Source organism: Meiothermus sp. Pnk-1, from assembly GCF_003226535.1.
Taxonomy (GTDB): domain Bacteria; phylum Deinococcota; class Deinococci; order Deinococcales; family Thermaceae; genus Allomeiothermus.
Window position 1 is genome coordinate 1 of sequence record NZ_QKOB01000014.1, and the last position, 21,197, is coordinate 21,197.

Annotated in this window: 26 protein-coding genes; 12 read left to right on the top strand and 14 right to left on the bottom strand. The window is 66.7% G+C overall.

The window, feature by feature from the left end; translation table 11 throughout:
- Nucleotides 1–196: 196 nt before the first annotated feature.
- From pxpB to DNA98_RS14560, 6 genes are all read right to left on the bottom strand, one after another.
- Nucleotides 197–1,738 carry a 5-oxoprolinase subunit PxpB gene (pxpB, locus tag DNA98_RS14535; RefSeq protein WP_110531994.1) on the bottom strand — a complete coding sequence of 514 codons (1,542 nt, stop codon included), beginning with the start codon at nt 1,736–1,738 and terminating at the stop codon, nt 197–199.
- Between the two features lie 3 nt (nt 1,739–1,741).
- Complete coding sequence (locus tag DNA98_RS14540; RefSeq protein ID WP_110531995.1) at nt 1,742–2,494, bottom strand: LamB/YcsF family protein; 753 nt, start codon at nt 2,492–2,494, stop codon at nt 1,742–1,744.
- 490 nt (nt 2,495–2,984) lie between these two features.
- Entirely contained in the window at nt 2,985–3,521 is a 537-nt protein-coding gene (locus DNA98_RS14545; protein WP_110531997.1) for a hypothetical protein, read from the bottom strand.
- Between the two features lie 3 nt (nt 3,522–3,524).
- Complete coding sequence (locus tag DNA98_RS14550) at nt 3,525–4,244, bottom strand: hypothetical protein (RefSeq protein WP_110531999.1); 720 nt, start codon at nt 4,242–4,244, stop codon at nt 3,525–3,527.
- A complete protein-coding gene (locus DNA98_RS14555) occupies nt 4,213–5,187 on the bottom strand; it encodes a hypothetical protein (RefSeq protein WP_110532001.1) in 975 nt (324 codons plus the stop codon). Before DNA98_RS14555 ends, DNA98_RS14550 begins: the two co-directional genes overlap by 32 nt.
- Nucleotides 5,177–5,587 (bottom strand): hypothetical protein, encoded by a 411-nt coding sequence (locus tag DNA98_RS14560; protein ID WP_110532003.1) that lies wholly within the window; start codon nt 5,585–5,587, stop codon nt 5,177–5,179. Before DNA98_RS14560 ends, DNA98_RS14555 begins: the two co-directional genes overlap by 11 nt.
- Nucleotides 5,588–5,760: 173 nt before the next feature.
- Between DNA98_RS14560 and DNA98_RS18180 the strand changes: the two genes are divergently transcribed.
- The 4 genes from DNA98_RS18180 to DNA98_RS14580 all read left to right on the top strand — a co-directional run bounded on the left by DNA98_RS18180 (nt 5,761) and on the right by DNA98_RS14580 (nt 9,509).
- Entirely contained in the window at nt 5,761–6,180 is a 420-nt protein-coding gene (locus DNA98_RS18180; RefSeq protein ID WP_110532005.1) for a hypothetical protein, read from the top strand.
- Nucleotides 6,181–6,362: 182 nt separating this feature from the next.
- Nucleotides 6,363–7,706 carry an ABC transporter substrate-binding protein gene (locus DNA98_RS14570; RefSeq protein WP_233493234.1) on the top strand — a complete coding sequence of 448 codons (1,344 nt, stop codon included), beginning with the start codon at nt 6,363–6,365 and terminating at the stop codon, nt 7,704–7,706.
- Nucleotides 7,707–7,767: 61 nt separating this feature from the next.
- Nucleotides 7,768–8,685 carry an ABC transporter permease gene (locus DNA98_RS14575; protein WP_110532009.1) on the top strand — a complete coding sequence of 306 codons (918 nt, stop codon included), beginning with the start codon at nt 7,768–7,770 and terminating at the stop codon, nt 8,683–8,685.
- Nucleotides 8,685–9,509, top strand: coding sequence for an ABC transporter permease (locus DNA98_RS14580; RefSeq protein WP_110532011.1), 825 nt, complete (start codon nt 8,685–8,687; stop codon nt 9,507–9,509). The genes DNA98_RS14575 and DNA98_RS14580 overlap by 1 nt, the downstream gene beginning before the upstream one ends.
- Before the next feature lie 374 nt (nt 9,510–9,883).
- Here the strand turns inward: DNA98_RS14580 and DNA98_RS14585 are convergent, their stop codons facing one another.
- A complete protein-coding gene (locus DNA98_RS14585) occupies nt 9,884–10,468 on the bottom strand; it encodes an MBL fold metallo-hydrolase (protein WP_110532013.1) in 585 nt (194 codons plus the stop codon).
- A gap of 279 nt (nt 10,469–10,747) precedes the next feature.
- Here DNA98_RS14585 and DNA98_RS14590 point away from each other — a divergent pair, with 279 nt between their 5' ends.
- Genes DNA98_RS14590 through DNA98_RS14600 form a run of 3 tightly spaced genes read left to right on the top strand, consistent with a single transcriptional unit; the run spans nt 10,748 to nt 12,599 of the window.
- The gene (locus tag DNA98_RS14590; protein WP_110532015.1) at nt 10,748–11,428 is read left to right on the top strand and encodes a Crp/Fnr family transcriptional regulator; all 681 of its coding nucleotides are present in this window, start codon (nt 10,748–10,750) and stop codon (nt 11,426–11,428) included.
- 60 nt (nt 11,429–11,488) lie between these two features.
- The gene (locus DNA98_RS14595; RefSeq protein WP_110532017.1) at nt 11,489–11,800 is read left to right on the top strand and encodes a cupin domain-containing protein; all 312 of its coding nucleotides are present in this window, start codon (nt 11,489–11,491) and stop codon (nt 11,798–11,800) included.
- Nucleotides 11,801–11,804: 4 nt separating this feature from the next.
- Entirely contained in the window at nt 11,805–12,599 is a 795-nt protein-coding gene (locus tag DNA98_RS14600; protein WP_110532019.1) for a YwiC-like family protein, read from the top strand.
- 40 nt (nt 12,600–12,639) lie between these two features.
- Here the strand turns inward: DNA98_RS14600 and DNA98_RS14605 are convergent, their stop codons facing one another.
- The 6 genes from DNA98_RS14605 to nirK all read right to left on the bottom strand — a co-directional run bounded on the left by DNA98_RS14605 (nt 12,640) and on the right by nirK (nt 15,990).
- Nucleotides 12,640–13,089: a hypothetical protein gene (locus tag DNA98_RS14605; protein WP_110532021.1), complete on the bottom strand. Its 450-nt coding sequence runs from the start codon at nt 13,087–13,089 to the stop codon at nt 12,640–12,642.
- Nucleotides 13,090–13,106: 17 nt separating this feature from the next.
- Nucleotides 13,107–13,358 carry a 4Fe-4S dicluster domain-containing protein gene (locus DNA98_RS14610; protein ID WP_110532023.1) on the bottom strand — a complete coding sequence of 84 codons (252 nt, stop codon included), beginning with the start codon at nt 13,356–13,358 and terminating at the stop codon, nt 13,107–13,109.
- Between the two features lie 3 nt (nt 13,359–13,361).
- On the bottom strand, nt 13,362–13,622 hold the full coding sequence (locus tag DNA98_RS14615) for a ferredoxin family protein (protein WP_110532024.1): 261 nt from the start codon (nt 13,620–13,622) through the stop codon (nt 13,362–13,364).
- A 3-nt stretch (nt 13,623–13,625) separates the two neighbouring features.
- Nucleotides 13,626–14,402 (bottom strand): DUF2249 domain-containing protein, encoded by a 777-nt coding sequence (locus DNA98_RS14620; protein ID WP_110532083.1) that lies wholly within the window; start codon nt 14,400–14,402, stop codon nt 13,626–13,628.
- Between the two features lie 17 nt (nt 14,403–14,419).
- Entirely contained in the window at nt 14,420–14,644 is a 225-nt protein-coding gene (locus DNA98_RS14625; protein ID WP_110532026.1) for a DUF2249 domain-containing protein, read from the bottom strand.
- Nucleotides 14,645–14,847: 203 nt separating this feature from the next.
- Complete coding sequence (gene nirK / locus DNA98_RS14630) at nt 14,848–15,990, bottom strand: copper-containing nitrite reductase (protein ID WP_110532028.1); 1,143 nt, start codon at nt 15,988–15,990, stop codon at nt 14,848–14,850.
- Between the two features lie 126 nt (nt 15,991–16,116).
- Here nirK and DNA98_RS14635 point away from each other — a divergent pair, with 126 nt between their 5' ends.
- The 5 genes from DNA98_RS14635 to DNA98_RS14655 all read left to right on the top strand — a co-directional run bounded on the left by DNA98_RS14635 (nt 16,117) and on the right by DNA98_RS14655 (nt 19,348).
- Nucleotides 16,117–16,527 (top strand): Rrf2 family transcriptional regulator, encoded by a 411-nt coding sequence (locus DNA98_RS14635; protein WP_110532030.1) that lies wholly within the window; start codon nt 16,117–16,119, stop codon nt 16,525–16,527.
- Nucleotides 16,528–16,572: 45 nt separating this feature from the next.
- Nucleotides 16,573–17,742, top strand: a complete 1,170-nt coding sequence (locus DNA98_RS14640) for a hypothetical protein (protein ID WP_110532032.1) — start codon at nt 16,573–16,575, stop codon at nt 17,740–17,742.
- The gene (locus DNA98_RS14645; RefSeq protein WP_110532034.1) at nt 17,739–18,041 is read left to right on the top strand and encodes a metal-sulfur cluster assembly factor; all 303 of its coding nucleotides are present in this window, start codon (nt 17,739–17,741) and stop codon (nt 18,039–18,041) included. Before DNA98_RS14640 ends, DNA98_RS14645 begins: the two co-directional genes overlap by 4 nt.
- A 373-nt stretch (nt 18,042–18,414) precedes the next feature.
- Nucleotides 18,415–18,612, top strand: a complete 198-nt coding sequence (locus DNA98_RS14650) for a hypothetical protein (RefSeq protein WP_110532036.1) — start codon at nt 18,415–18,417, stop codon at nt 18,610–18,612.
- A 79-nt stretch (nt 18,613–18,691) separates the two neighbouring features.
- Entirely contained in the window at nt 18,692–19,348 is a 657-nt protein-coding gene (locus DNA98_RS14655) for a hypothetical protein (RefSeq protein WP_110532037.1), read from the top strand.
- A 24-nt stretch (nt 19,349–19,372) separates the two neighbouring features.
- Here DNA98_RS14655 and DNA98_RS14660 read toward each other — a convergent pair whose 3' ends face one another.
- Nucleotides 19,373–21,196: a bifunctional sugar phosphate isomerase/epimerase/4-hydroxyphenylpyruvate dioxygenase family protein gene (locus DNA98_RS14660; protein ID WP_110532039.1), complete on the bottom strand. Its 1,824-nt coding sequence runs from the start codon at nt 21,194–21,196 to the stop codon at nt 19,373–19,375.
- Between the last annotated feature and the right edge of the window lies 1 nt (nt 21,197).

Consider the following 21,197-nt stretch of genomic DNA (forward strand, 5'->3'; position numbering starts at 1 on the left):
GAACCCCCCTAAAAAGGGTTCCGACGCAGGGTGGGGGAAGGTGAGGGGAAAACGGGTTTTCAATGTCCCCTAGCCGATTTCTCGGCTTGCGCGAACCCCCCCGGGTTTTGGTGCTTGCTTGGGGTTCGCGCAACTTCAGACTACCAAAGGAACTCCGGGAAACGCAGAGCGATTTGATCGTTTCATCTCTAGCTCGTCATACACCGACTTGTGAAGCCGATAGCTCGGCCCTGTGCTGGGGCTCGAGGCCCTCCACGAACCACACCCGCTGCCCCGGGCGCAACTGGGCCAGTTGGGGCAGATCGGCTGGATGAACCAGCGCCGGTTTGGCGTAGCCGCCGAGGCGCCCCCGGTCGTTGAGCAAAACGATGGGCTGGCCCTGGGGGGTGATCTGCAAGGCCCCTAGCGGGGTGGCCTCGCTGATGAGTTCGCCGCCCGGCACCTCGGGCCCCGCGAGCCGCAAACCCATGCGATCCCCCGACTCGAGGGTGAAGGGGGCACTGCACAGAACCCGCAGGGCCTCCGGGCTGTACTGCGGTCCGGGCAGCAGCCGGATGCGGGCTTGGGCGGGCAGCGCAGTCTGAGCGAAGCCAAACCCGGCCCGCACCGCTTTAGGCTCTACCACCCCCAGCACGTCCCCGGCCCGCAAGGGCTGGCCGATCAGGCCCTTGACGTCGGTGCTGGCGCTGCCCCAGAACACCCCGCTCTCGAGGCCACCGGCCAGGGCCAGATAGCCCCGCACCCCCTCTGGGGTCTGCCGAAAGCTCAGCACATCCCCCTTGCGCAGGGCAAAGCTCCGGGCCGGCTCCACCGGCTCACGGTTGACCAGCGGCACCAGACCATAGCCGGCGAAGGCCGCCACCACCGGCGAGAGCACGCGCAGGACGGGGCCTTTGAGGGTGATCTCCAGCAAGGGTGCATCGGCGGGGTTGCCCAGCAGCGCGTTGGCGATGCGGGCCGAGTGCCCATCCAGCGCTCCCGCCATGGCCAGCCCCAAGCGCCCCCCCATACGCCGTCCCTGATCCACCACCAGGTCCAGCAGTCCCGGTTCCTCCACCTGCAAGACCGGATGGCGTGGCGCTGTGGGCAACAGGGAGATCGCCTGTGGCAGGGCCGGGGTAGGGCCCTCGGCGCTCACCAGGCGCACCCGGTCGCCCGCGCGCAGGTAGAAGGGCTCCTCGCGGTGGGGATCGTACATCGGTACCAAAGCCGTGCCGATGAGGTGCCATCCGCCTGGCGAGGCTAGCGGATAGATGCCGGTCTGGTTGCCGGCCACCGCCACCGCATGGGCCGGTACCAGCGGGCGCGGGTTGCGGCGGCGGGGCAGCCACAGACGCTCGTCCAAAGGTCCCAGGAAGGGAAAGCCCGGCGTGAAGCCGGTGGCGAAGACGCGGTACTCGGGCTGGCTGTGCAGGCGAACCACCTCGTCCACGGACAAGCCCGTCTGCGCCGCTACCCAGGGCAGGTCTATCCCGTCGTAGCGTACCGGAACCTCCACCCGCCTTCCCTCCGCCGCCGCGGGGGGGTGGTGCAGGTGCTGCTTCAGCCAGCGCTCCACCTGGGCCCTGGAAACCCGCTCGGCATCGAACTCGACATACACGTTGACGTATCCGGGCACGATGTCGCTGATCCCCGGCAGCAGGTCGGAGAGCAAGGCCTGTACCAAAGCCAGCAGCCGGGCATTGGCCGAGGGGTCGAGCCGCTCGGAGAAGCGCAGGTAGAGGCCGGTGAGGGTCATGCGTCAGTAGGTCCCGATGGCCACACCCTCGGCCAGCAGGGCCTCCCGCACGGCCTTGGCGATCTCCACCGCCTGGGGGTTGTCGCCGTGGATGCATAGGGTTTGTGCGCGTACCGGCACCAGGCCCCCCTCCACCGCCTCCACCTGGCCTTCGACCACCATCTGCACGGCCCGTCGTGCGGCCAGGGCGGGGTCGTGAATCCAGGCCCCGGCGCTGCCCCGCGGAGCCAAGCGCCCGTCGCGGCTGTACCCGCGCTCGGGGAAGGCCTCGGCCACGGTGGAGAGCCCCAGCTCTTGTGCCTCGGACTCCAGCGGCGTACCGGGCAGCACCACCAGCGGAACCCTGGGGTCGAAGTCCTTGACCGCCTGGGCGATGGCCCTGGCCGTCTGGGGGTCTTTGGTGGCCCGGTTGTACAGCGCGCCGTGGGGCTTGACGTGGTGCAGGGGGATGCCCATCACCTTCAAAAAGGCGCTCAAGGCCCCCACCTGGTAGAGCACGTCGGCATAGACCTCCTCGGGCGTGGCCGCCAGCTCGCGCCGCCCAAAGCCCACCAGGTCGGGGAAGCCGGGGTGGGCTCCCACCGCCAGGCCGGTTTTTTGGGCCAGGGCCAGGGTGTGTTTGATGGTCAGGGGGTCGCCGGCGTGAAAGCCGCAGGCCAGGTTGACCGAGCTGATCAGGGGAAACAGCGCCTCGTCCCGGCCTAACTTCCAGGGGCCGAAGGATTCGCCGGCGTCGGCATTCAGGTCTATACGCATAGAGGCTCTCGAGGGCTTGGGTGACCCACAGGCCAGCCGCAGGATGGGTAAAGGCGGCGCCGAAGGGGCAATAAAGAGTATATCCCGGCCCGAGCGTCCCCAGCTGCCTCAGGAGGGTTTGGAAGAGGTAGGGGGCTTCCAGGACAGCCCTCGGAGCGGCCCATCTTGGGCACGCTCAGGAGGTCGGCGGCCCCGCGGGTGTTGGGCCCGGGGGGTGGTGCTGCCGATCCTTCAGGGCCTCAAGGTACGCTTTCGCGTGGTCGGGGCCTCCCCGGTTATAGCGCCTCACGATCTCCTGTATCCCGCGAGGGGTGTTCGGCGCGGTCTTGACCCTCCGCCATAGCTCGTTCAGGGTCAAGGGAATCGTCCCCTCCCCAAGGCCGCATGCCCACAGGCCCCGTTTTGACAAAACCGAAGGGGGCTTGGGGTGGGGTCCTCCGGGCGGCCTCTTTCAGGCGGTCCTGGGGGATGTGTAGGCGCAAGTTTTGGGTTAGCGGATCTTGCGCCGGGGCAAAGCCAAAGCTCTTCCACCTAGGAACCTTTGCGGAAGGGGAAGGCCCGGCCAGCGTAGCATCCACCAGGCCATAGGTGGACGTTCCCTGACCTCCGGTGCCCTGGCTGCCTCTGGGGGGATGGTCTCGGGGAAAGCCTGGGGCGCGGGCGGGGCAGGGCTCTCCAGGAAGGCTACCCTGGCCGCCCACTCCTCGCGGCTGTACAACCCCTGGCGCTCCAGGGCGGCGAGAAGCCTTCCCACGAGGGCCTTTCCCTCGAGGAAGGCCCAGGGGGGTACCTCGGCTCTCTCATGCAGGACGGCGTTACGAAGCTCCACCAAGCGCCAGAGCCTTCCTCGCAGGGCTCCGCGATCAGGGTAGCTCTGGAGGAAAGCCTCCACCGCCCCCGAACGCAGCTTGCCCCCCAGGGTCTCCCCCTTTGGGGCCCCGAGGCGTTCCAGGAGCTCCTCCAGGAGGAGGACCAACCGCACGAAATCCCCCAAGAGGTCGCCGGTGCGCTGCCAAACGGCTTCCATGGTCTACAAAAAGGGGCAGACCCGGGGCGAGGCCCCGTAGCCCACCAGCCTCCCCCCCGAGGCGGCGATGAGTTCCTCCCAGAAGGCCTTAATGGAGGTGGTCAACCGGGCGTTGGCGTTGCGGTCGTCTCCAGCGGTGATCCCGGCAATGCAGACCTCCTGGCCCCTGAGCTTGGGAAGCCCCAGACGCACCTTTGCTCGCTCGAGGAGGTTTTGCCGCACCTCCCTTCGCTCGAGCCGCAGGCGGTAGTCGTAGAGGTTCACCAACTCCGACTGCTCAAACCCGTGGACCAAGACCAGGATGTAACCGGGTCCCCTAACCCGTTCCCCCGCTGCCTCGAGGGCGGCCAGGATCTCGGTGCCTTTGGTGCACTCCGCCGTGGCCTGCTGGCGCAGCTCGTCAAAGGCCCGGAGGACCTCTTGCTTCCAGCCTTTTTTCTCTCGCTCCAGCTTGAACCTAGGGGTATTCAGGGGATCGGGGGTTTCTAGAATCCGGGCGGGAGCGGTATAGCTCCTGCCGGTGATAGGAGCCAGGGTGAGGCGGACCCGCTGGTTGAGGAGCTTCGCCGACAGGTTGGGAAGGATCTCCTGGGCTAGCATCTCCCGGTAACCGTTCTGCACGTACCGGGGGGCGCTGCATCCCAGGGCCACCAGGATCTGGTAGTCCTGCACCCCTCCCAGGAAAGGGAGGTTAAGGGCGAGGCTGAGGAACCAGGCGATCATCGGCATCTTCCCGCGTGAGGGGGTCGGTGGGGGGCTCGAGGTCCAGAGGCGGCAGGGCGGGCCGGTTCAGGGGTGGAACGTAGCCCACGAACTCGGGGGCCGGGTCCCACCGGGGCCAGGCCCGGGCAAAGCCCCGCCAGTAGGCGGCCACGATCTCGCGGTAATAGGCGAGAAGCTGGTCCAGGGTTCGCTCGGTGCTGCGGTGTAGCGCCTGGAGCCGGGCCCAGAGCCGCCTTTCGGCGCGGGCGGTGAGGAAGAGCCGGCGCATGAGGGACTCCCGCTCGTGGGGGCTCTTGTAGCCCAGGAAGAAGGTGAAGGCCACCAGGCCGAGGCCCAGGATCAGGAGGGCGGGTAGGGTCCAGGGGGAAGGAAGGGGGTCGCCCTGGACCTCGGCCATACGCCGGGAAAACTCCGCCCGCAGCACAGCGAAGGTGACCGCGATGAGAACGGGAAAGACAGCCGTGCCCGCCGCCAGGAGGGGGTGGCCTTTGCGGTACTGGTTGCCGGCCTCGTGCCCCAGCCAGAACATGGTTAGGGTGGCGATGAAGGCCACGATGTAAGCCTCCATCTGGGAGAGTTCCAGGGTGTCCATGGCCAGCTTGTTGAAGACCAGCTCGGCGAAAAACACCATTGCCAGGAGCCCATACCGTCCCGCATACCCCCAGACGTGGGCGAAGACCTCGGGGGTGGGCTCGTCCTGGCCTACGATCCGCTCCAAAGCCTTTCGCTGGTGGCGCACCTGGTTGAGGCGCTCCTCCAGGTGGCCGCGCCGGGAGAGGTAGCGGCGCACCACCCCTTCCATCCAGTGCCCGAACCGCTCCTTGAGCTGCCCCGGGTAGGGGTTAGGGGTGAGGTAGGCTAGGCTGGCGTGCTTCTTGGCCAAGGCTTTGCTGTCCCTGTGGCCGATCCAGTAGGCGCGGAGGATACGAAGCCTAGTGAGCATAAGGTTCCTCCTTCTTATCCAAGGGGAAAAGCCGGTCTAGTTCCCCTTCCGCTTCGGCCAAGACCGCTAGCCGGGCGGCCCTAAGCCGGGCCTTGGCCAGAATCCGGGCTACCTTCCTTCGGTGGGCTGCTTCGAGGCGGGCGATCTCCTGCTCTACATACCGGATCCGCAACTCCTCCCGGGCCAAAGCGGGGCGGAGGGCAGCTTCAGGGTAACGGCCCTCCGCCCCCAGGCGCCCAAGGTGCTCCAGCACCTTTCGGTACTCCTGGAGGGCCTGTTCCAAGGGGGCTTTCCTCTGGGCCAGGCGGGCCTCGAGGTCCACCACCTGCCGCCCTACCTTTTCCTTGAGCAAAAGAAAACGCGACCGGGCTTCCTCCGAACCCATACGCCGCCAAAGCATAACCAAGACCAATTCTAGCCAGGGCTGGGCTACACCGTGTGATATGTGCACCTAAAAACAAGCCGTCTCCCTCTGAAACGACCGAGGTCTACGGCCGTGGTCAGGGAGGATGAAGGTGCTCAAGGCGCTGGGGCTCAGGCTGCGGGCCGAACCCGTCGGCGCTTGAGCGGGCGATGCCGCCCAGGTCGCGCACCACGCCGGCGGTTGTCGGGCGCGGCGGAAAAGCCATCACGACAGCCGCTTGCCCCCCTCCTACCCACCGCGGGGGCAAGGTATTCCCATCCACCTACGCCCGCTACCTCCAGCTCGAGCGGGGCCACAGCCCGCGGGGGGTGCGGCGCTACCTCTACGACCTCAAATGCACCCGCGGCCTGATCTTCGTCTCCCTCAACCCCCAAGAACCGGCCCCCGCCTACTTCGCCGCGCAGGTCGAGGCGGGGGTGAGCCTGGAGGCGGTCAAGGACCTGCTGGCCACGCCTCCATCAGCACCACCCAGATCTACCTCCACGCCGCCCGGTGGGCGGCGTGAAGATAGCTTGCACAACCCGGCAAATTCGATAAGATACTCGTCAAACTTGGGGAGGGCCACATGAGGAAACGCTGGATCGGTGCTTTGTTGGGATTCGCGCTTATAGGTGGGGCTTTTGCGCAAAGCAGGTCTGACACGGTCGTAATCGCTCAAGGGGTAGATGTAACCGTTCTGGATCCTAACAACCAACTCGAGACCCCTACGGCCAACGTTCTGTCCAATATCTTCGACCCTCTGTATCTTCGTATGCCCGACGGCAGCGCCAAGCCCTGGCTGGCAACCGGGGTGCGGGCCGTCAACCCCACCACTTGGGAAATGACCATCCGCCCGGGGATCAAGTTCCACAATGGCGAAGAGCTCACCGCCGAGACGGTCAAATGGAACTTCGACCGGGTGATCGACCCGGCTAAGCCGCTGCGTATATCTAACTCTTGGGCGGCTTTATCCAAGGTAGAAGTGGTCAACCCCACTACCTTGCGCTTTACTTTCCGGAACCCTTTTCCGCTGTTCCAGACCCGCCTGACCGGATTTTTTATCCTGCCGCAGAAGTACGTTACCGAAAACGGCAACAAGTACCTGCAGGAGCCCGTCGGCACCGGCCCCTACAAGTTTGTGCGCTGGGTGCGGGATCAACAGTTTGAGCTCGAGGCCAACCCTAATTACTGGAACGGTGCCCCCAAGATCAAGCGGGTCATTTTCCGTCCGATCCCCGAGGCGAGCAGCCGGGTGGCCGAGCTGATCTCGGGCGGGGTGGACATCATCACCAACCTGGTCCCCGAGGCGGTGAGCGCGGTGCGGGCTTCCAATGTCGCCGAGGTGCGCACCGTGCCCAGCATCCGCAACATATTCGTCATCCTCAATACCCAGGCCAAGCCCGGCAGCCCGCTCGCTAACCCCAAGGTGCGCCTGGCCCTCAACTATGCCGTAGACAAACGGGCCATCGTCAAGAACGTGCTGGGAGGCTTCGGCCAACCCACCGGGTGTGCGCTCAACCCTTACATCTTCGGCTACGACCCGCGCGCCTGCCAGCCCTACGAGTACAACCCGGAGCGCGCCAAACAGCTGCTGGCCGAGGCCGGTTATCCAGGCGGATTCAGTATGACCCTGGGCTCCCCCAACGGGCGCTACCTCAACGACCGCCAGGTGGCGGAGGCCATCGTGGGCCAGCTGGCCCAGATCGGGGTAAAGGTGGAGCTGCGGGTGCAGGAATGGAGCACCTATGTCGGGCAGATCTTAGAGCGTAAGATCCCCACCGATGCGGTGCTGCTGGGCTGGGGCAACAACGAGTTCGACGCCGACAACTCGCTCTATAGCCTTTTCTACGGAGGCACGGTGCGGGGTGGCCCCCGCCAGGTGGCCTTCAGCTACGTGCGCTCGGTCCCCCTCGACAACGCTCTGTTGCAGGCCCAGCGCACCATCGACCCCGAACAACGCAAAAAGCTCTACCTGGACGCCCTGAAAGTGCTGCGCGCCGAGGCTCCTTGGCTATTCCTGTATCAGCAGGAAGACCTCTACGGGGTGTCCAAGCGCATAGACTGGAAGCCCAGACCCGATGAGCGGCTGCTGGTTGCGGACATGGCGATCAAGTAGATCGTGGTTTGTGGCAATGAAAGATACCGGCCCATAAGGCGTAAGGCTCTACCACCCCATCATGCTTGCCTACCTTGCCCGCCGCCTGATCCTGGTGCTGGTCGTCGTCTGGGGAGCAGCGACCCTGGCTTTCTTCTTACTCTTCTTCTCGGGAGACCCGGTTAACTTGCTGCTGCCGCTCGATGCAAGCCCCGAGGTGCGCGCGCAGTTCCGTAGGGCTAATGGCTTTGACCGACCCGTGGCGGAGCAGTACCTGCACTATCTGAGCCGGGTTGTCCAGGGCGATTTGGGCGTCTCGTTGCGCAACCAGACCCCGGCGCTGCGGCTGGTCCTCGAGCGCATGCCCGCGAGCATGCTCCTGGCGGCCGCCGCCTTGCTGTTTGCGGTGGTGTTCGGGGTGTTGGCCGGGGTACTGGCGGCCGTACGTAAAGGCACGGCCTCCGAGTTCATCGTGCTGTTCTTGGCGCTTTTGGGGCAATCGATGCCGGTGTTCTGGCTGGGCCTGATGCTCATCCTGGTATTCGGGCTCGAGCTGCGCTGGCTCCCTATATCCGGGTATGGCACCTGGCAACACCTGGTTCTGCCCACCCTCGCGGTTGGAACCTTCTCGATGGCGGCCATCGCCCGGCTCACCCGAGGCGGGGTGCTCCGCGAGCTGCGCAGCGACCACGTGCGCACCGCAAGGGCCAAGGGGCTCTCCGAGCGGGTGGTGATCTACAAGCACGCCCTCCGGAACGCGGCGATCCCGGTGGTCACGGTGGTGGGCTTGCAGCTCGGCAACCTGCTTTCCGGGGCGGTCATCACCGAGACCATCTTCGCCTGGCCGGGGGTGGGGCGGCTGGTGCTTACCGCGGTCACTCAGAAAGACTTCCCCGTAGTGCAAGCGGCGGTAATCGTGTTTGCCGTGCTATTGGCGGTTATCAACTTGGCGGTGGATCTGCTTTACTCGCTGCTGGATCCCCGGGTGAGGTACCACTGATGCGCCGGGTTTTGCGAACCCCCTCCGCCATCGTCGGTCTGCTGCTGATTATGGTCTTCGTGCTGATGGCGGTTACGGCCCCCCTTATCAGCCCCACCGACCCCACCCGTCAGGATCTCACCGCCATCACCCAACCTCCCGGAAGCGAAGGGCACCCTCTAGGTACCGATCGGCTGGGGCGAGATATGCTCTCGAGGATCATCTACGGTACCCGGCTCTCTCTCGTCGTCGCGGTAGCCGGGGTGTTGATCGGCATGGCCATAGGGGTGCCTTTAGGCCTGATGGCCGGATACCTTGGTGGACGGGCGGATGACCTCCTTATGCGGCTGGGCGATATCCAGCTCTCTTTGCCTTTTATCCTGTTGGTGATCGCTATCATCGCTGCCCTAGGGCCCAGCTTGATCAATACCATCCTGACGTTGGGGATTACCAGTTGGGTCCTGTACGCCCGAGTGGTGCGGGGGGAGGTGCTGTCGCTCAAAGAACGCGAGTTTGTACAGGCCGCGCACGCTCTGGGGGCATCGGGTCCGCGTATCATGCTCCTCCACCTTCTGCCCAACGCGGCGGGGCCTCTGATTGTGGTGGCCACGCTCGAGCTAGCCCGCCTTATCGTCACCGAGGCCGCGCTCTCTTTCCTGGGGCTTTCGGGAGTTCCCCCGGAGATCCCCAGCTGGGGGCAGATGCTCGCCGACGGACGAGAGGTGCTGTTCTTCGGCGGCTGGTGGGTGGCGACTTTTCCCGGAATCGCCATCAGCCTGCTGGTGCTGGGGATAAACCTCTTTGGGGACACCCTGGCGGAAGTGCTCGATCCGCGCAGCCGGTAAGGGGAAGGCTCGGCTGCAACTGGAAGCAGCGTGCACCCCTCTCTTCCTGAGGTAGACGGTGGTTGCAGCGATAAGGGCGTAGCAGAACTGGTAGCCTCTTCTCAGGGCCTTGGCCGCCATCTGGTCTCCCTGAAACCCGATGTCCAGGCCGTAAGGCCGAAAGTGCCCTCCCAAGCCCACCTGCGCACCTCGGAGACGGGGGGCAATTCAACATGGGGGGCTCGATCTCCGTGGACTTTCTCCCGTGAGCGAACCCGCGGTAAACTCCCGCCCCAAGAGCCCTCTCCAGGGAGGACGTGGCGGTGAAATCCCGCGTCCTGAGCTCGAGAACCTTGCCCCAGAAACCCCGGGGAAGCGGTGACCGACCAAGGGGCTCAGGATGGCATCGGCCTGACAGGACCGTGCCCGGGGTACACCCGGGTGGCCCCCTTCTCCCGCAGGAGCCTCCAGCTCGCCAGGGCCACAGGATTGTCGAAAGCATGGGCTTCCGGCGGGAGGTCCCCGGTGAAGGCCGACCCATCGTCGAGGAGAAGCGAGACGCAATGATCGGTGTGGCCGGGCGTATGCAGGATCTCTCCGGCAATTCCGATCCGGCCCAGCAACGAACGGCTCTGTTCGCACGAGATGAGGACGTTGCCCCTCTCGGTGATATCCACGTAGTTGTCCCCTGGTTTGGTCCAGGTTTTCATCCTGGGGATGGCGCCCAGTTGAACCTCGAGCACGAGCAGGGGAACACCCTCCCTCTTCAACTCCTCGGCCAGCCCCGTGTGGTCTATGTGGTAGTGGGTGGCGAGGGCGTAGCGAATCTCGTGGAGGGGTATGCCCATCCTCCTGAGGTTCGCCTTCATGGTCCCGAGGGTCCCTGGCCAGCCGATGTCAACCAGCAAGCGAGAAGGGCCTGCGCTTATCACCCAGTAGTTGGTTGAGCGGTAGCCAACGTTCACGATGGTCTGGTCCATGGTCTCGCACAACCCGCGGCCGTTGTAGAGAATGGCCCTACAGTGCTATCTTACCTGCCGCAGCGCCAGGGGTGTCCGTCAAGGATCGAGAAAAAGCCACCGACCATCCAACAAGATTCGCACCCCCTTCTCTGCTGAGGCTGATCCACCGCGTTTGGCGTACGATGGACGGCGCACAGCGCCCCAACAATCAACCCGCCAGACCCCTCTCCGATCCCACGGCTCGAGACCCGCGGACTTGCCCATCAACCCCGAGCTTGTCAGACTGGTACAACCGGTATGACCCATAGCCCCCAGATCCAGGAGATCCTGGCCCAAAGCCCCCTCTTCCAGGGCCTCGAGCCCGCCGCCCTCGAGGCCCTAGCTGCCGTGGCCAGCCTGCGGCGGTTGTCCAAGGGCCAGAGCCTGTTCCTCGAGGGCGACCCCGCCCGCACCCTGTTCATCGTGGCCCGGGGGATGATCAAGGTCTACAAGATGGACCCCCAGGGACGGCGCCAGATGGTGCTGCACCTCGACGGCCCCTACCAAGCGGTGGCCGCGGTGGCGATCTTCCTGGAGCAGCCCCGCTACCCGGCCTCGGCCGAAGCCCTGGAGGACAGCCTGCTGCTGGCCCTGCCCACCGAGGCCTTCCACCGGCTGCTCGAGACCCACCCCGCCCTCTCCCGCGCCCTCATCCGCTTCCTGGCCCGCCGCCAGGGGCAGCTCGTGCACCTGCTCGACCGGTTGGTCTTCCACGAGGTCGCAGCCCGCCTGGCCGAGTACCTGCTGGGACGGCTGGAGGCCGAGGGGCAGGGCTTTGGCCTGCCCACCAACCCCGAACTCGCCGCGCTGCTGGGCACGGTGCCCGAGGCCGTCAGCCGCAAACTGGGCGAGCTGTTCCGCCAGGGGCTCATCCGGCTCGCCGAGCGCCGGGTCTGGGTCGATGACCCCGCCGCCCTGCGCGAGTTGGCCGAAGGGTAAGCTTCCAGGCCTTGACCCAGGTCATGGCCCGCACCCCGGCGGCGGGAGTGCAATGAGGCCATGACCGCGACCCCCGACCTCCACCGGGAAGCCGCCGTCCAGCCGGACGGCATCTTGAGCCGCGTGCTGCACAACGAGGGCGGCGTCCGCGTAGTAATTTTCGCCTTCGACGCAGGTCAAGAGCTCACCGAGCACACCGCCAGCAGGCCCGCCATCGTCCAGGTGCTCTGTGGCACGGGCACCCTCAGGCTGGGGCCGGACGAGCTCGAGGCCCGCCCCGGCACCTGGGCTTACCTGCCCGCCGGGCTGGTCCACGCCGTCCGGGCCGAAAGCCCCCTCACCCTGCTGCTAACCTTGTTGCCCAAGGAGTGAACCCATGACCGCACAGCCCAACACCGTCAAAGTTCCGCTCAAGACCGTGGCCCTGCCCAACGAACACGGGGGCTGGGGATTTACGCTCGAGCCCATCCTGCTGGGGCTGCTCGTCGCCCCTACACTCGCCGGGCTGGGGCTGGGCCTCTTCGCGCTGGCGGCCTTCTTCACCCGCCACCCCTTGAAGCTATGGCTCGCCGACGTGCGTAAGGGCAAGCGCTTCCCCCGCACGCCCGTCGCGGGGCGCTTCGCCCTGGCCTACGGCAGTGCCGGGGTGCTGGGCCTGCTTTTGGCCTTGGTGAGGGCCGAGGGGCCCTTCTACTGGCCCTTGCTTGCCGCCCTCCCGCTGATCGCCGTGCAGCTTTGGTTCGACGCGCACAACAAAAGCCGCAACCTGCTGCCCGAGCTTGCCGGGGCCATCGCGATGGGCTCGGTGGCGGCGGGGATGGGGCTGGCGGGGGGCCTCGAGCCCTCTGTGGCGCTGGGCCTGTGGCTGGTGCTGGCCGCCCGTGCGTATGCCGCCATCCACTACGCCCGCACCCAGGTGATGCGGGCCAGGGGGCTCGCCGTCCCCTTCCGCCCCGCCTACCTGGCCCAGCTCATCGCCATCGGCGGGCTGCTGCTGGGGGCCGCCGCCGGCTGGGTTCCCTGGCTGAGCCTGCTGGCCGTGGGGCTGCTGCTGCCCTTCTCGGCCTACACCTTCGCCCATCCCCCGGTGCCCGCCAGGGTGGTGGGCTGGAGCCAGATGGCTTTCGGGCTGCTGGTGGTGGTGCTCACGGCGCTGGGCGTGCGGGCATAGCCCGACGCTGGGTGCAGGAGGGAAAAGACGAACTCGAGGCTCAGGAAGACCCCTGCTGTCGGCGTTTGCGCTCCTCGGCCATCTGGAACAGGCGCTCTTTGGTGAAGACCCGCCGGCTCATGGCGTAGGCGAACACCGCCACCGCCCCGGCCTGCAACAGCCCACTCGCGGCCAGCACCAGGCGCAGGTCAGCATTGCCGGTGTAAAGCATCAGCGGCTCGAGCACCAGCCGCAGCAGCAACCCGGCGTTGAGCAGCACATAGGTCAGGCCCTCGAGGCCCTCCTGGCGGATCTGACCGGGACGCGGCATCATCCAGTAGGCCACGCCCATCACCATCGAGAGGAAAAAGCCCACCAGCCCGGCGTGGACGTGGGTGGTCTTGAAGTAGCCCACCAACGCGGGCCAGATATAGAAGGCCGAGCCGGTGAGGGTGGTGTAGAGCAGGTAGAACAGGCTCGAGCGCACGAACAGGAATTGCCAGAACGACACGGGGAACTCCTCAGGGGTCAGGTTGTGGGCCGGCGAAAGTACTCCCGGTTGAGCCGGGCATACTCGGCCCAGGCTTCGGGGAGGTCTTCCTCGAGGAAGATGGCCCCGCTGGGGCAGACCTCCTGGCACAGGCCGCACTCGATGCAGCGGTCGGGGTCGATGTACATCTGCTCCTCGTGGTAATCGCCGCCGATGGCCTCCGCCGGGCAGACCGCGTAGCAGGCCGCGCAGCGCTGGCTGCGGCAGGGTTCGGCGATCACGTAGGCCACGGCTCAGTCCTCGAGGCGGTGCAGGTTGGGGCCCTGCGAGAGGAGGCGGTTTTTCTCGATGTAGCTCTCCCACTGCTCGGGCAGGTCTTCCTCGGGATAGATGGCCGAAACCGGGCAGACCGGCACACAAGCGCCGCAGTCGATGCACTCGTCGGGGTGGATGTAAAGCTGGTCGCCTCCGTCGTAGATGCACTCCACCGGGCAGACTTCCTGGCAACTGCGATCCTTCACGCCGATACAGGGCTCAGCGATCACGTGGGGCATGGCTCAGCTCGCTTTCTCAATGAGCAACTCCACCCGGCCTGGCCCCAAATCGCGCAGCGCGTAGGGGTGGCCATCCTGCTCCAGCCGCGCCAGCAGGTGCACCGGGCGGCGCACGTGGTGCACCAGCAGGCGCTGGCCGGGCTCGAGGCGCGCCAACGCCTCCAGCACCCGCATCATGGGCAGGGGGGGCTCGAGGTTGGTCTCGATAGTGACCTCGGCGGCGTAGACCGCCCAGTCGGCTTCGCTCAGGGTTCGCGCCACGCGCTCCTCCGCCCCTGGTCCCAGGCGCAGGAAGTGCACCCGGTAGTGCTCAGGGCCCTCCTGTTCGCACCAAGCCTCGAAGCCCTTGCGCTCCATCACCCGGTACAGCGGCAGCGGCTCGAAAGGGACCTCCAGGCACAGGCGCTGGCCCGGGGCCACCTCGCGGGCGGCGGCCATGATGGCCCCGAAGGGCTCGCCCCCGGCGGCCAGGATGGGCCGCACGTCGAGGTGAAAGCCCACCGGAGCGGCCAGCCAGTCGGGTGGCGGGGTTCCCAATTTCGATTCGTTGCCCGCCGAAGCCTCCTCCGCTCTCGGCGTCTGGACGCCCAGCGCCCGGTTGAGCCGCTCAACGAGCACGGCAGGCTCGAGCCCCCCAATCCGCGCGGCCTGGGCCAGGGTGACCAGGCGGGGCATGGTGCGGCGCAGCAGGGGGTTTTTGAGCTTGGCGAAGGCCGGGCTGGCCTCGATGAGCACCTCCAGCAGCTCGGGGTGCTCGTCGAGCAGTTGGCTCACCCGCATCTCGGGCCGGATCACCGCTACTCCTTTTTGCCGATCCTCACCCGCCAGACCTCGGGGCCTTGCTCGAGGTATTCCCAGGCGAAGCGCCCGCTGCGCTCGGCGCTGAACTGGTAGTACAGCGGCTTGGGGTCGTGGTCGTTGACGAGCTCGAAGGCCTGGCCGGGCTCGAGGCTGTCGAAGAGGTGGAAGATGGTGGGGTGGCGCTCACGGGGGGCGATGGTGCGGACGTCCAGGGTTTTCATGCTTGCCTCCTTCACGCCCCCACTCTGGCCCAAGCCCCACCCCCGCGCGATGACTTGAGTCAAACCCCCTGGCGGTTACCGGGCGGCGAAGGTTCTGAGCAGGTGCTCGCGGCCTGCCCGGATGATGCGGTCGGCTGCTGGGTCGTGGAGCAAAAGCGACGGGTGCGGTGAATAGCCGCACCCGTCCGCAACTACCGGCGCCTCTAGTGGCCGCCGGAGTTGGTCACGGGGGTCTGGGCGTGGAAGATGCTGGGGTCTTCCTTGCCCTCGACCACCAAGTACCCCACCAGGCCGCGGGCCGCGCGGGAGAGGGCGTGGTCGACGAGCATGTACTTGCCGGGGTAGTCGAGCTTCATCTCCACGATGGAGGCGCTGCCGGGGCCGGTGATAGCACTCTGGGTGCCGGTGAGGGGGCTGCTGAAGGAGGCCTGGTTGTAGACGGTGTCGAAGACCTCGCCGATGACGTGGAAGGTGGAGATCACGTTGGGGCCGCCGACGCCGAAGAAGAGCCGGACTGTCTCGCCCACCTTAGCCTTCAAGGGGTAATCCTCGGTGAGGGCGGTGGTGGAACCGTTGAAGACGAAGTACTCGGGGCGCTCGTCGAGGAGCTTGCGGATATCGAAGCTCTGGCGGCCGGGGGTGTTGTAGGGGGCGGCTGTGTACATCTCACCCTGCATCACGTAGAACTCGCGGTCCACCTTGGGCAGCCCGCCCTCGGGCTCGACCAGGATCAGGCCGTATTGCCCGTTGGCGATGTGCTGGGCGGCCAGGGGGGTGGCGCAGTGGTAGACGAAGAGGCCGGGGGCCAGCGCCTTGAAGCTGAAGACCTTGGTCTCGCCGGGGGCCGCCTGCGTCACCGCGCCGCCGCCGCCGGGGCCGGTGGCCGAGTGGAAGTCCACGGAGTGGTACATGCTGTTCTTGGCGTTGTTGGTGAAACTCACCTCGACCGTGTCGCCCACCCGGACGCGGATGAAGGGGCCGGGCACCTTGCCACCGAAGGTGTAGTAGGTGTAGCTCACGCCGGGGGCTAGTTCGGCCTCGACCTCGAGCGCCTCGATGCTGACCTTGACCAATCCAGGCGCGCGCTTGCCGATGGGGGCGGGGATGTCGGCCGGATCATGGGCGATCTTGGGCAGGTTGGCGGGGACGGGCTCGAGGGCGACGGGGGCCGCGGCCGCCGGGGCGGTGGTTTGGGCCTGGGCGGGCGCCGGGGCCTGCGCCGCGTTGCCGCCCTTGCCGGCCATGATCTGAACCGTGAGCAGGACTGCCGCCGAGGCCAGCGCCCCGAGGATGAGCATGAGGAGGAGGGGGGCGGCGTTGCGTTGGGTTTTTTTCGTCTCGATCATCTTATTTCCTTTCGGCCCTAAACTCGGACCTTTTTGTCTGAGATAAGATTAGCCCACGAGCGTCGGGACAGATGTCTTGGGAATAATGTCCCAAAAGGGCTCGAGCAAATTAGGTAAGGAGGGCCCATGAGAGCCTTACGCACCCTGTTAAAACGTGAAGAAAGCTACGGCGTGCACGCCCTGATGAGCGCCGCCGAGAGCCCCGGAATCCCCGCCACCGAGATCGCCCAGCGGCTGCAAGCCCCGCCTGCCTTCTTGGCGAAGGTGCTCGCCAAGCTCGCCAAGGCCGGGCTGATCGAGAACCGCCCCGGGCGCGGGGGGGGCGTGTGGCTCAAGGCCGACCCCAAGAGCATCTCGCTGCTCAGCGTCATCGAGGCGCTGTCCGGGCCGGTGGTGATGGACACCTGCCAGACCAAGCCCCGCTGCGCCACCGAGCAGCGGCGGGGCTTCTGCTACCTCAAGCCGGTGTGGAACGAGAGCAGCCGCAAGGTGCGCGAGGTGCTCGGCAGCTACACCCTCGACCAGATGATGGCTTGACGTGGGTCATGGCCCCTCGGCCCGTGCCGAACTAAGGTGGAAGCGATGACCGGCCGGGCCCCCAGCCTCACCCCCACCCCCGCGGTGCCGCTCAGCCTGCCGCTGGGCTTCTTCGCGGCGGGGACGGCCTTCCTGCTGTGGGGCCTGCTGCTGCTGGCGATCCACCCCGAAGCCCTGCAGGCCGCCCGCCACCCGGTGCTGCTGGCCGCGAGCCACCTGCTGTTCTTGGGCTTTGGCGTGGGGGTGCTGGTGGGGGCCATGCATCCTCTGGTGCCGGTGGTGCTCGAGTCCCCCCTCCCCCGCCCCGCCCTGGGCTACCCCACGCTGGCCCTGTGGGGGGCGGGCCTGCCCTTGCAGGTGTGGGGCTTCCTCCAGGCCGAGCCCCGCTGGATCGCGCTGGGCGGCGGCCTGGTCCTGCTGGGCCTGCTGCTCTTCGCCTCTCACATGGCGCTGGCCTTCCGGCGGGCCTCGAGGTGGAGCCCCGTAGCCACCGCGCTGGCCTGGGTGAGCTTTTACTTGGTGCTCACCCCCCTGCTGGGAATGCTGCAAGCCCTCACCCTGCGAATGGGCTTCTACAACCCCGAGCGCCTGAGCTGGCATGTGCTGGCCGGGCTGGTGGGCGTGTTTGTGCTCTCCATCCTGGGCGTCGGGCACAAGCTGGTCTCGATGTTCACCCTCAGCCACGGGGTGGATGAAAGCCTGCTGGGGCTGCTGCTGTGGCTGCTCAACCTGGGCCTGCTGGGCCTGGCCCTGAAGCAACCCATGGGGCTGGGCCTGCTGGCTGTGGGGGTCGGGCTGGCCTGCTACGACACCTTCCGCATCCTGCGCCACCGGGTGAAGCGGGCGCTGGACGTGGGGGTGCGGCACTACCTGGCCGGGCTGGCTTTCCTGGTGCTGGCGCTGCTGGCCCTGCTTGCTGGGCAGGCCCTGTGGGCCGGGTTGTGGTTTGGCCTGGGTTTTCTGACCCTGATCGTGAGCGGGATGCTCTACAAGATCGTGCCGTTCCTGGTCTGGACCTACCGCTATGCGCCCAGGGTGGGCCTGGAAACCGTGCCCGCGCTCAAGGCCATGCTCCCCGAGCAGGCCGCGGGCTGGGCGGGAATGCTGCTGGGTCTGGGAGCCTTGCTCGCTCCTTTCTGGCCACCCGCCTTCTGGCTGTGCCTGGCCGGGGGCCTGCTGTGCGCCTACGCCCTCGAGGAGGTGCTCCGCTCATGAACCCTTTGGAAGAACAAGCCCGTCGCCTGCTCACCCAGGTCTACGACCCCGAGCTTGGCCTCGACGTGGTCAACCTCGGCCTGATCTACGACATCCGCGTGGAGCCGCCCACCGCCTATGTACGTATGACCCTCACCACCCCCGGCTGCCCCCTGCACGAATCCATGCCAGAAGCGGTGCGCCGGGCCCTCGGCGGGCTCCCCGGCGTCGAGGCGGTCACGGTCGAGCTCGTCTGGAACCCGCCCTGGACCCCCGCAAGGCTTTCGCCCGAGGCCCGCAAGGCACTGGGTTGGGACTAAGCCGAGTCCTGGAAACAAAGCGCACGTAGAGGGAGCCATCCCGCCGCCGCCAGGGTAAAAGAACGATAGGCCCACCCTGCGCATCCTCGAGCCCTCCGCCAGCCAGACCTACTGCGCCGGTCAGCCCATCCCCTTCCGGGCCGAGAGCTACGACCCCAACAACCCGCCCGACGGCGCCATCGCCTGGCCGGGCCTCAGCGGCACTGGCCACACCCACAGCCAGGCCCTCCCGGCGGGCGGCTACACCGTGATCGGGCGCGGCACCGACCTCGAGGTCTGGGCCGACCAGTCCGCACGGCCCGTACTGCGAGCTCGAGCTCGCCGGCACCGGCAGCGATCCCGAAGACGGCGCCCTCCCCGGCTCCAGCCTGAAGTGAACCACCAGCCTGGCCTCGGTACAGCCGGGCGGCTCCGCCGAGCTGGGCAGCGGCCACAGCCTGCGGTTCAAGCGCTCGCCAACTACTGCGCCTCGCCCGCGCAGTACGAGCACCTCATCACCCTCACCGCGCGCGACAGCGCAGGCCAGATCGGCACCGACGTGGTGCGGGTAAGGGGCTATCTGCTGTGCTGAAGCCCGAGACCGGGGGGGTGGGTTCACCCCCCCGGAGCGTGAGGCTAGAATTGGTGTAACTAGGTCAAAGGAGGTCGGGATGTCCAAGCTCAAATTGGCAGCACTGGCGGTGTTGGCCCTGGGCGCGGGGTTGGCAGCGACGAATTACCGCCTGGTGATCAACGGCAAGGCCTCAAGCACCCCCGCCATCGTGGTGGGCGGCAAGACCTACGTGCCCCTCGAGGCCCTCAAGGCCGCCGGGGTGAGCGTGAGCGTCTCGGGCTCCACCCTCAGCCTCACCCTGCCGGGTGCCCCGCAGGCGCAGGGCGGGGCCAACCAGGTGGCGGCGCTGGAGGGCTGCGTAAACGAGTGGCTCTTCAACGGCATCTGGCGCTTCAGGGTGCTATCGGTGGAGCCCTTGCCCGCCGGCGGGCGCGGGGGCTGGAAGGCCATGGTGGAGCTGCGCAACGGCACCACCGCCAACGGCGCAGCCCTGGCCGGCACCGGCTGGCAGGGCCTGCTGCTGGCGCTTGACAACGGCAACACCATCGAGTCGGGCTACGTCCAGATGCGCGACAAGCCCTTTGCCCCGGGTACCGGCATGGTGCAGGAGGCGGTGTTCTACTCCGAGGAAACCGACAAAACCCCCACCAAGCTGCTCTTGCTGCTCGACCCCAACAAGATGAACACCTCGCTCAAGATCCGCTACAGCGTCGCCGACCCCAGCTTCCGGGTACGGCTGGACTGCCGCAGGTGATTCACCCCCCCACCCAGCCCGCGTTTATGAGCGTATCAGGCGGCTCTGGGCCGCGATCCGAACGGGCGCGTTGACCGCTCCGTAGTCGTTGTAACCCCGGCGCTCGACGATCTCGATGAAAAACAGGTCGTCGAAGGTCTGGGTATAGGCGTGGAAGAACTCGCCCTCCGGGCTTTGGTCGTAGAGGATATTCAGCCGCCTGAGGCGCTGCAGGAGCTCTGGGTCCAGCCCGTAGCGGGCCTCCAGGTCGTCATAGTAGTTCGGCGGGATCGGCAGCAGTCTAACCCCGGCGGCGAGGAGGTTTTCCAGGGTGGTAAAGATGTCCCGGGTCGAAAACGCGATATGCTGCACACCGCCATGGGACTCGCTCAGGAAGCGTGAGGCCAGGGTACCCCCGCCCTGGGAGGTGTTGAGCACCAGCCGTAACGACCGGTCGGCGTTCTCTACCGCCTGGCTCTGGATCAGGCCGGCGGGGTCGGGGATGTCGAGCAGGTTGGAGGCCTCGAGCCCCAGGATGGTGCGGTAGAACAGCACCCACGAGGGAACTTGGGTCGTAGGCATCACCTGGGCCAGGTGATCTACGCGCTCCAGGCCTGCTTGGAGGGGCAGGCCTTCCTCGAGCACGAAGTCCACCGACCAAAACTGGCGGTAGTCTGCGGGCGGCTCGAGCAGGTAGATCAGGATGCCCTCCGGCCCGCGCAGGGCGGGTATCTGGTGCTCATTGGGGCCGGTCGGACCCAGGAACAGAGAAGCTTTGTACGTCTGGGCACGGCGCAACACCGCAGGGAGGTCAGCGACCTCGAGCCCAACTGCACAAACCGAGGTGCCGTGAAGCTGGTTGTAGGCCTGGGCGAAGCTGCCGGCTTCGGCGTTGAGAATGAGGTGGATCTGGCCCTGCTGCCACAGGCTCACCCCCTCCTTGGAGCGGTGCTGGCCGGTTTTACGAAACCCTAAGCCCTTCAGGAAATCCCCCAAGACGGGGGCCATTTGCTCGCTTACCGCGAACTCCACGAAGGCCACTCCGGAAGTTCTGATCTTGGGGGGCTCGTCCTCTTGCAAATAGACGAGCGAGCGGTAGCCGTCGAGCGCCGTTTCCTTGGGGGGCGCCGTACGGAACTGGTCGTTGAAGACCTCCAGGGAGAGATAACCCCCATAGCCGGTCTCCCGCAGCGCGGCCATGAACTGCCTCAGCGGGAACTGACCCTGCCCGGGGAAATTGCGAAAGTGGCGGCTCCAGGGCAGGGCTCCCATCTCCAGGGCGGGCGCGTCGGCCACCTGGACCAGGTAGATCTTCTCCCCGGGGATCCGGCGCAGCGTCGAGAGCTCGAGGTTTTTGCAAAAGATGTGAAAGGTATCCAGAATAAGGCCCACGGCAGGGTGATTGGCGCGGCGCACGACTTCCCAGGCGTCGCGGTAGTCGTGGATGTGCCGGCCCCAGGCCAGCGCTTCATAGCCCACCCGCAGGCCCCGCTGCCGTGCCCGCTCCCCCAGCTCGTAGAGATCTTCGGCGATGCGCTCCAGCCCGCCCAGGCTGTGGGGAGAAACGTTGGAGCAGACGAAGAACAGGTCGGTGCCCAGCTCCTGTAACAGGTCAAATTTGCGCTCAGCCCGGCTAAAAGCTCGTGAGCGCAGCGGTTCGGGCAAGCCCTCAAAATCCCGAAAAGGTTGCAAGGTCACGATCTCTAGGCCCAGATCCTCGCAGAGGCGGCGCACATCCCTGGCCTGACCCTCGAACGTCAGCAGGTCGGTCTCGAAGATCTCGACCCCGTCGAAGCCCGCCGCGGCGATGGCCTCGAGCTTGCTCCGCAGGTCGCCGCTGAGAGATACCGTGGCGATGGAGGTGCGCATG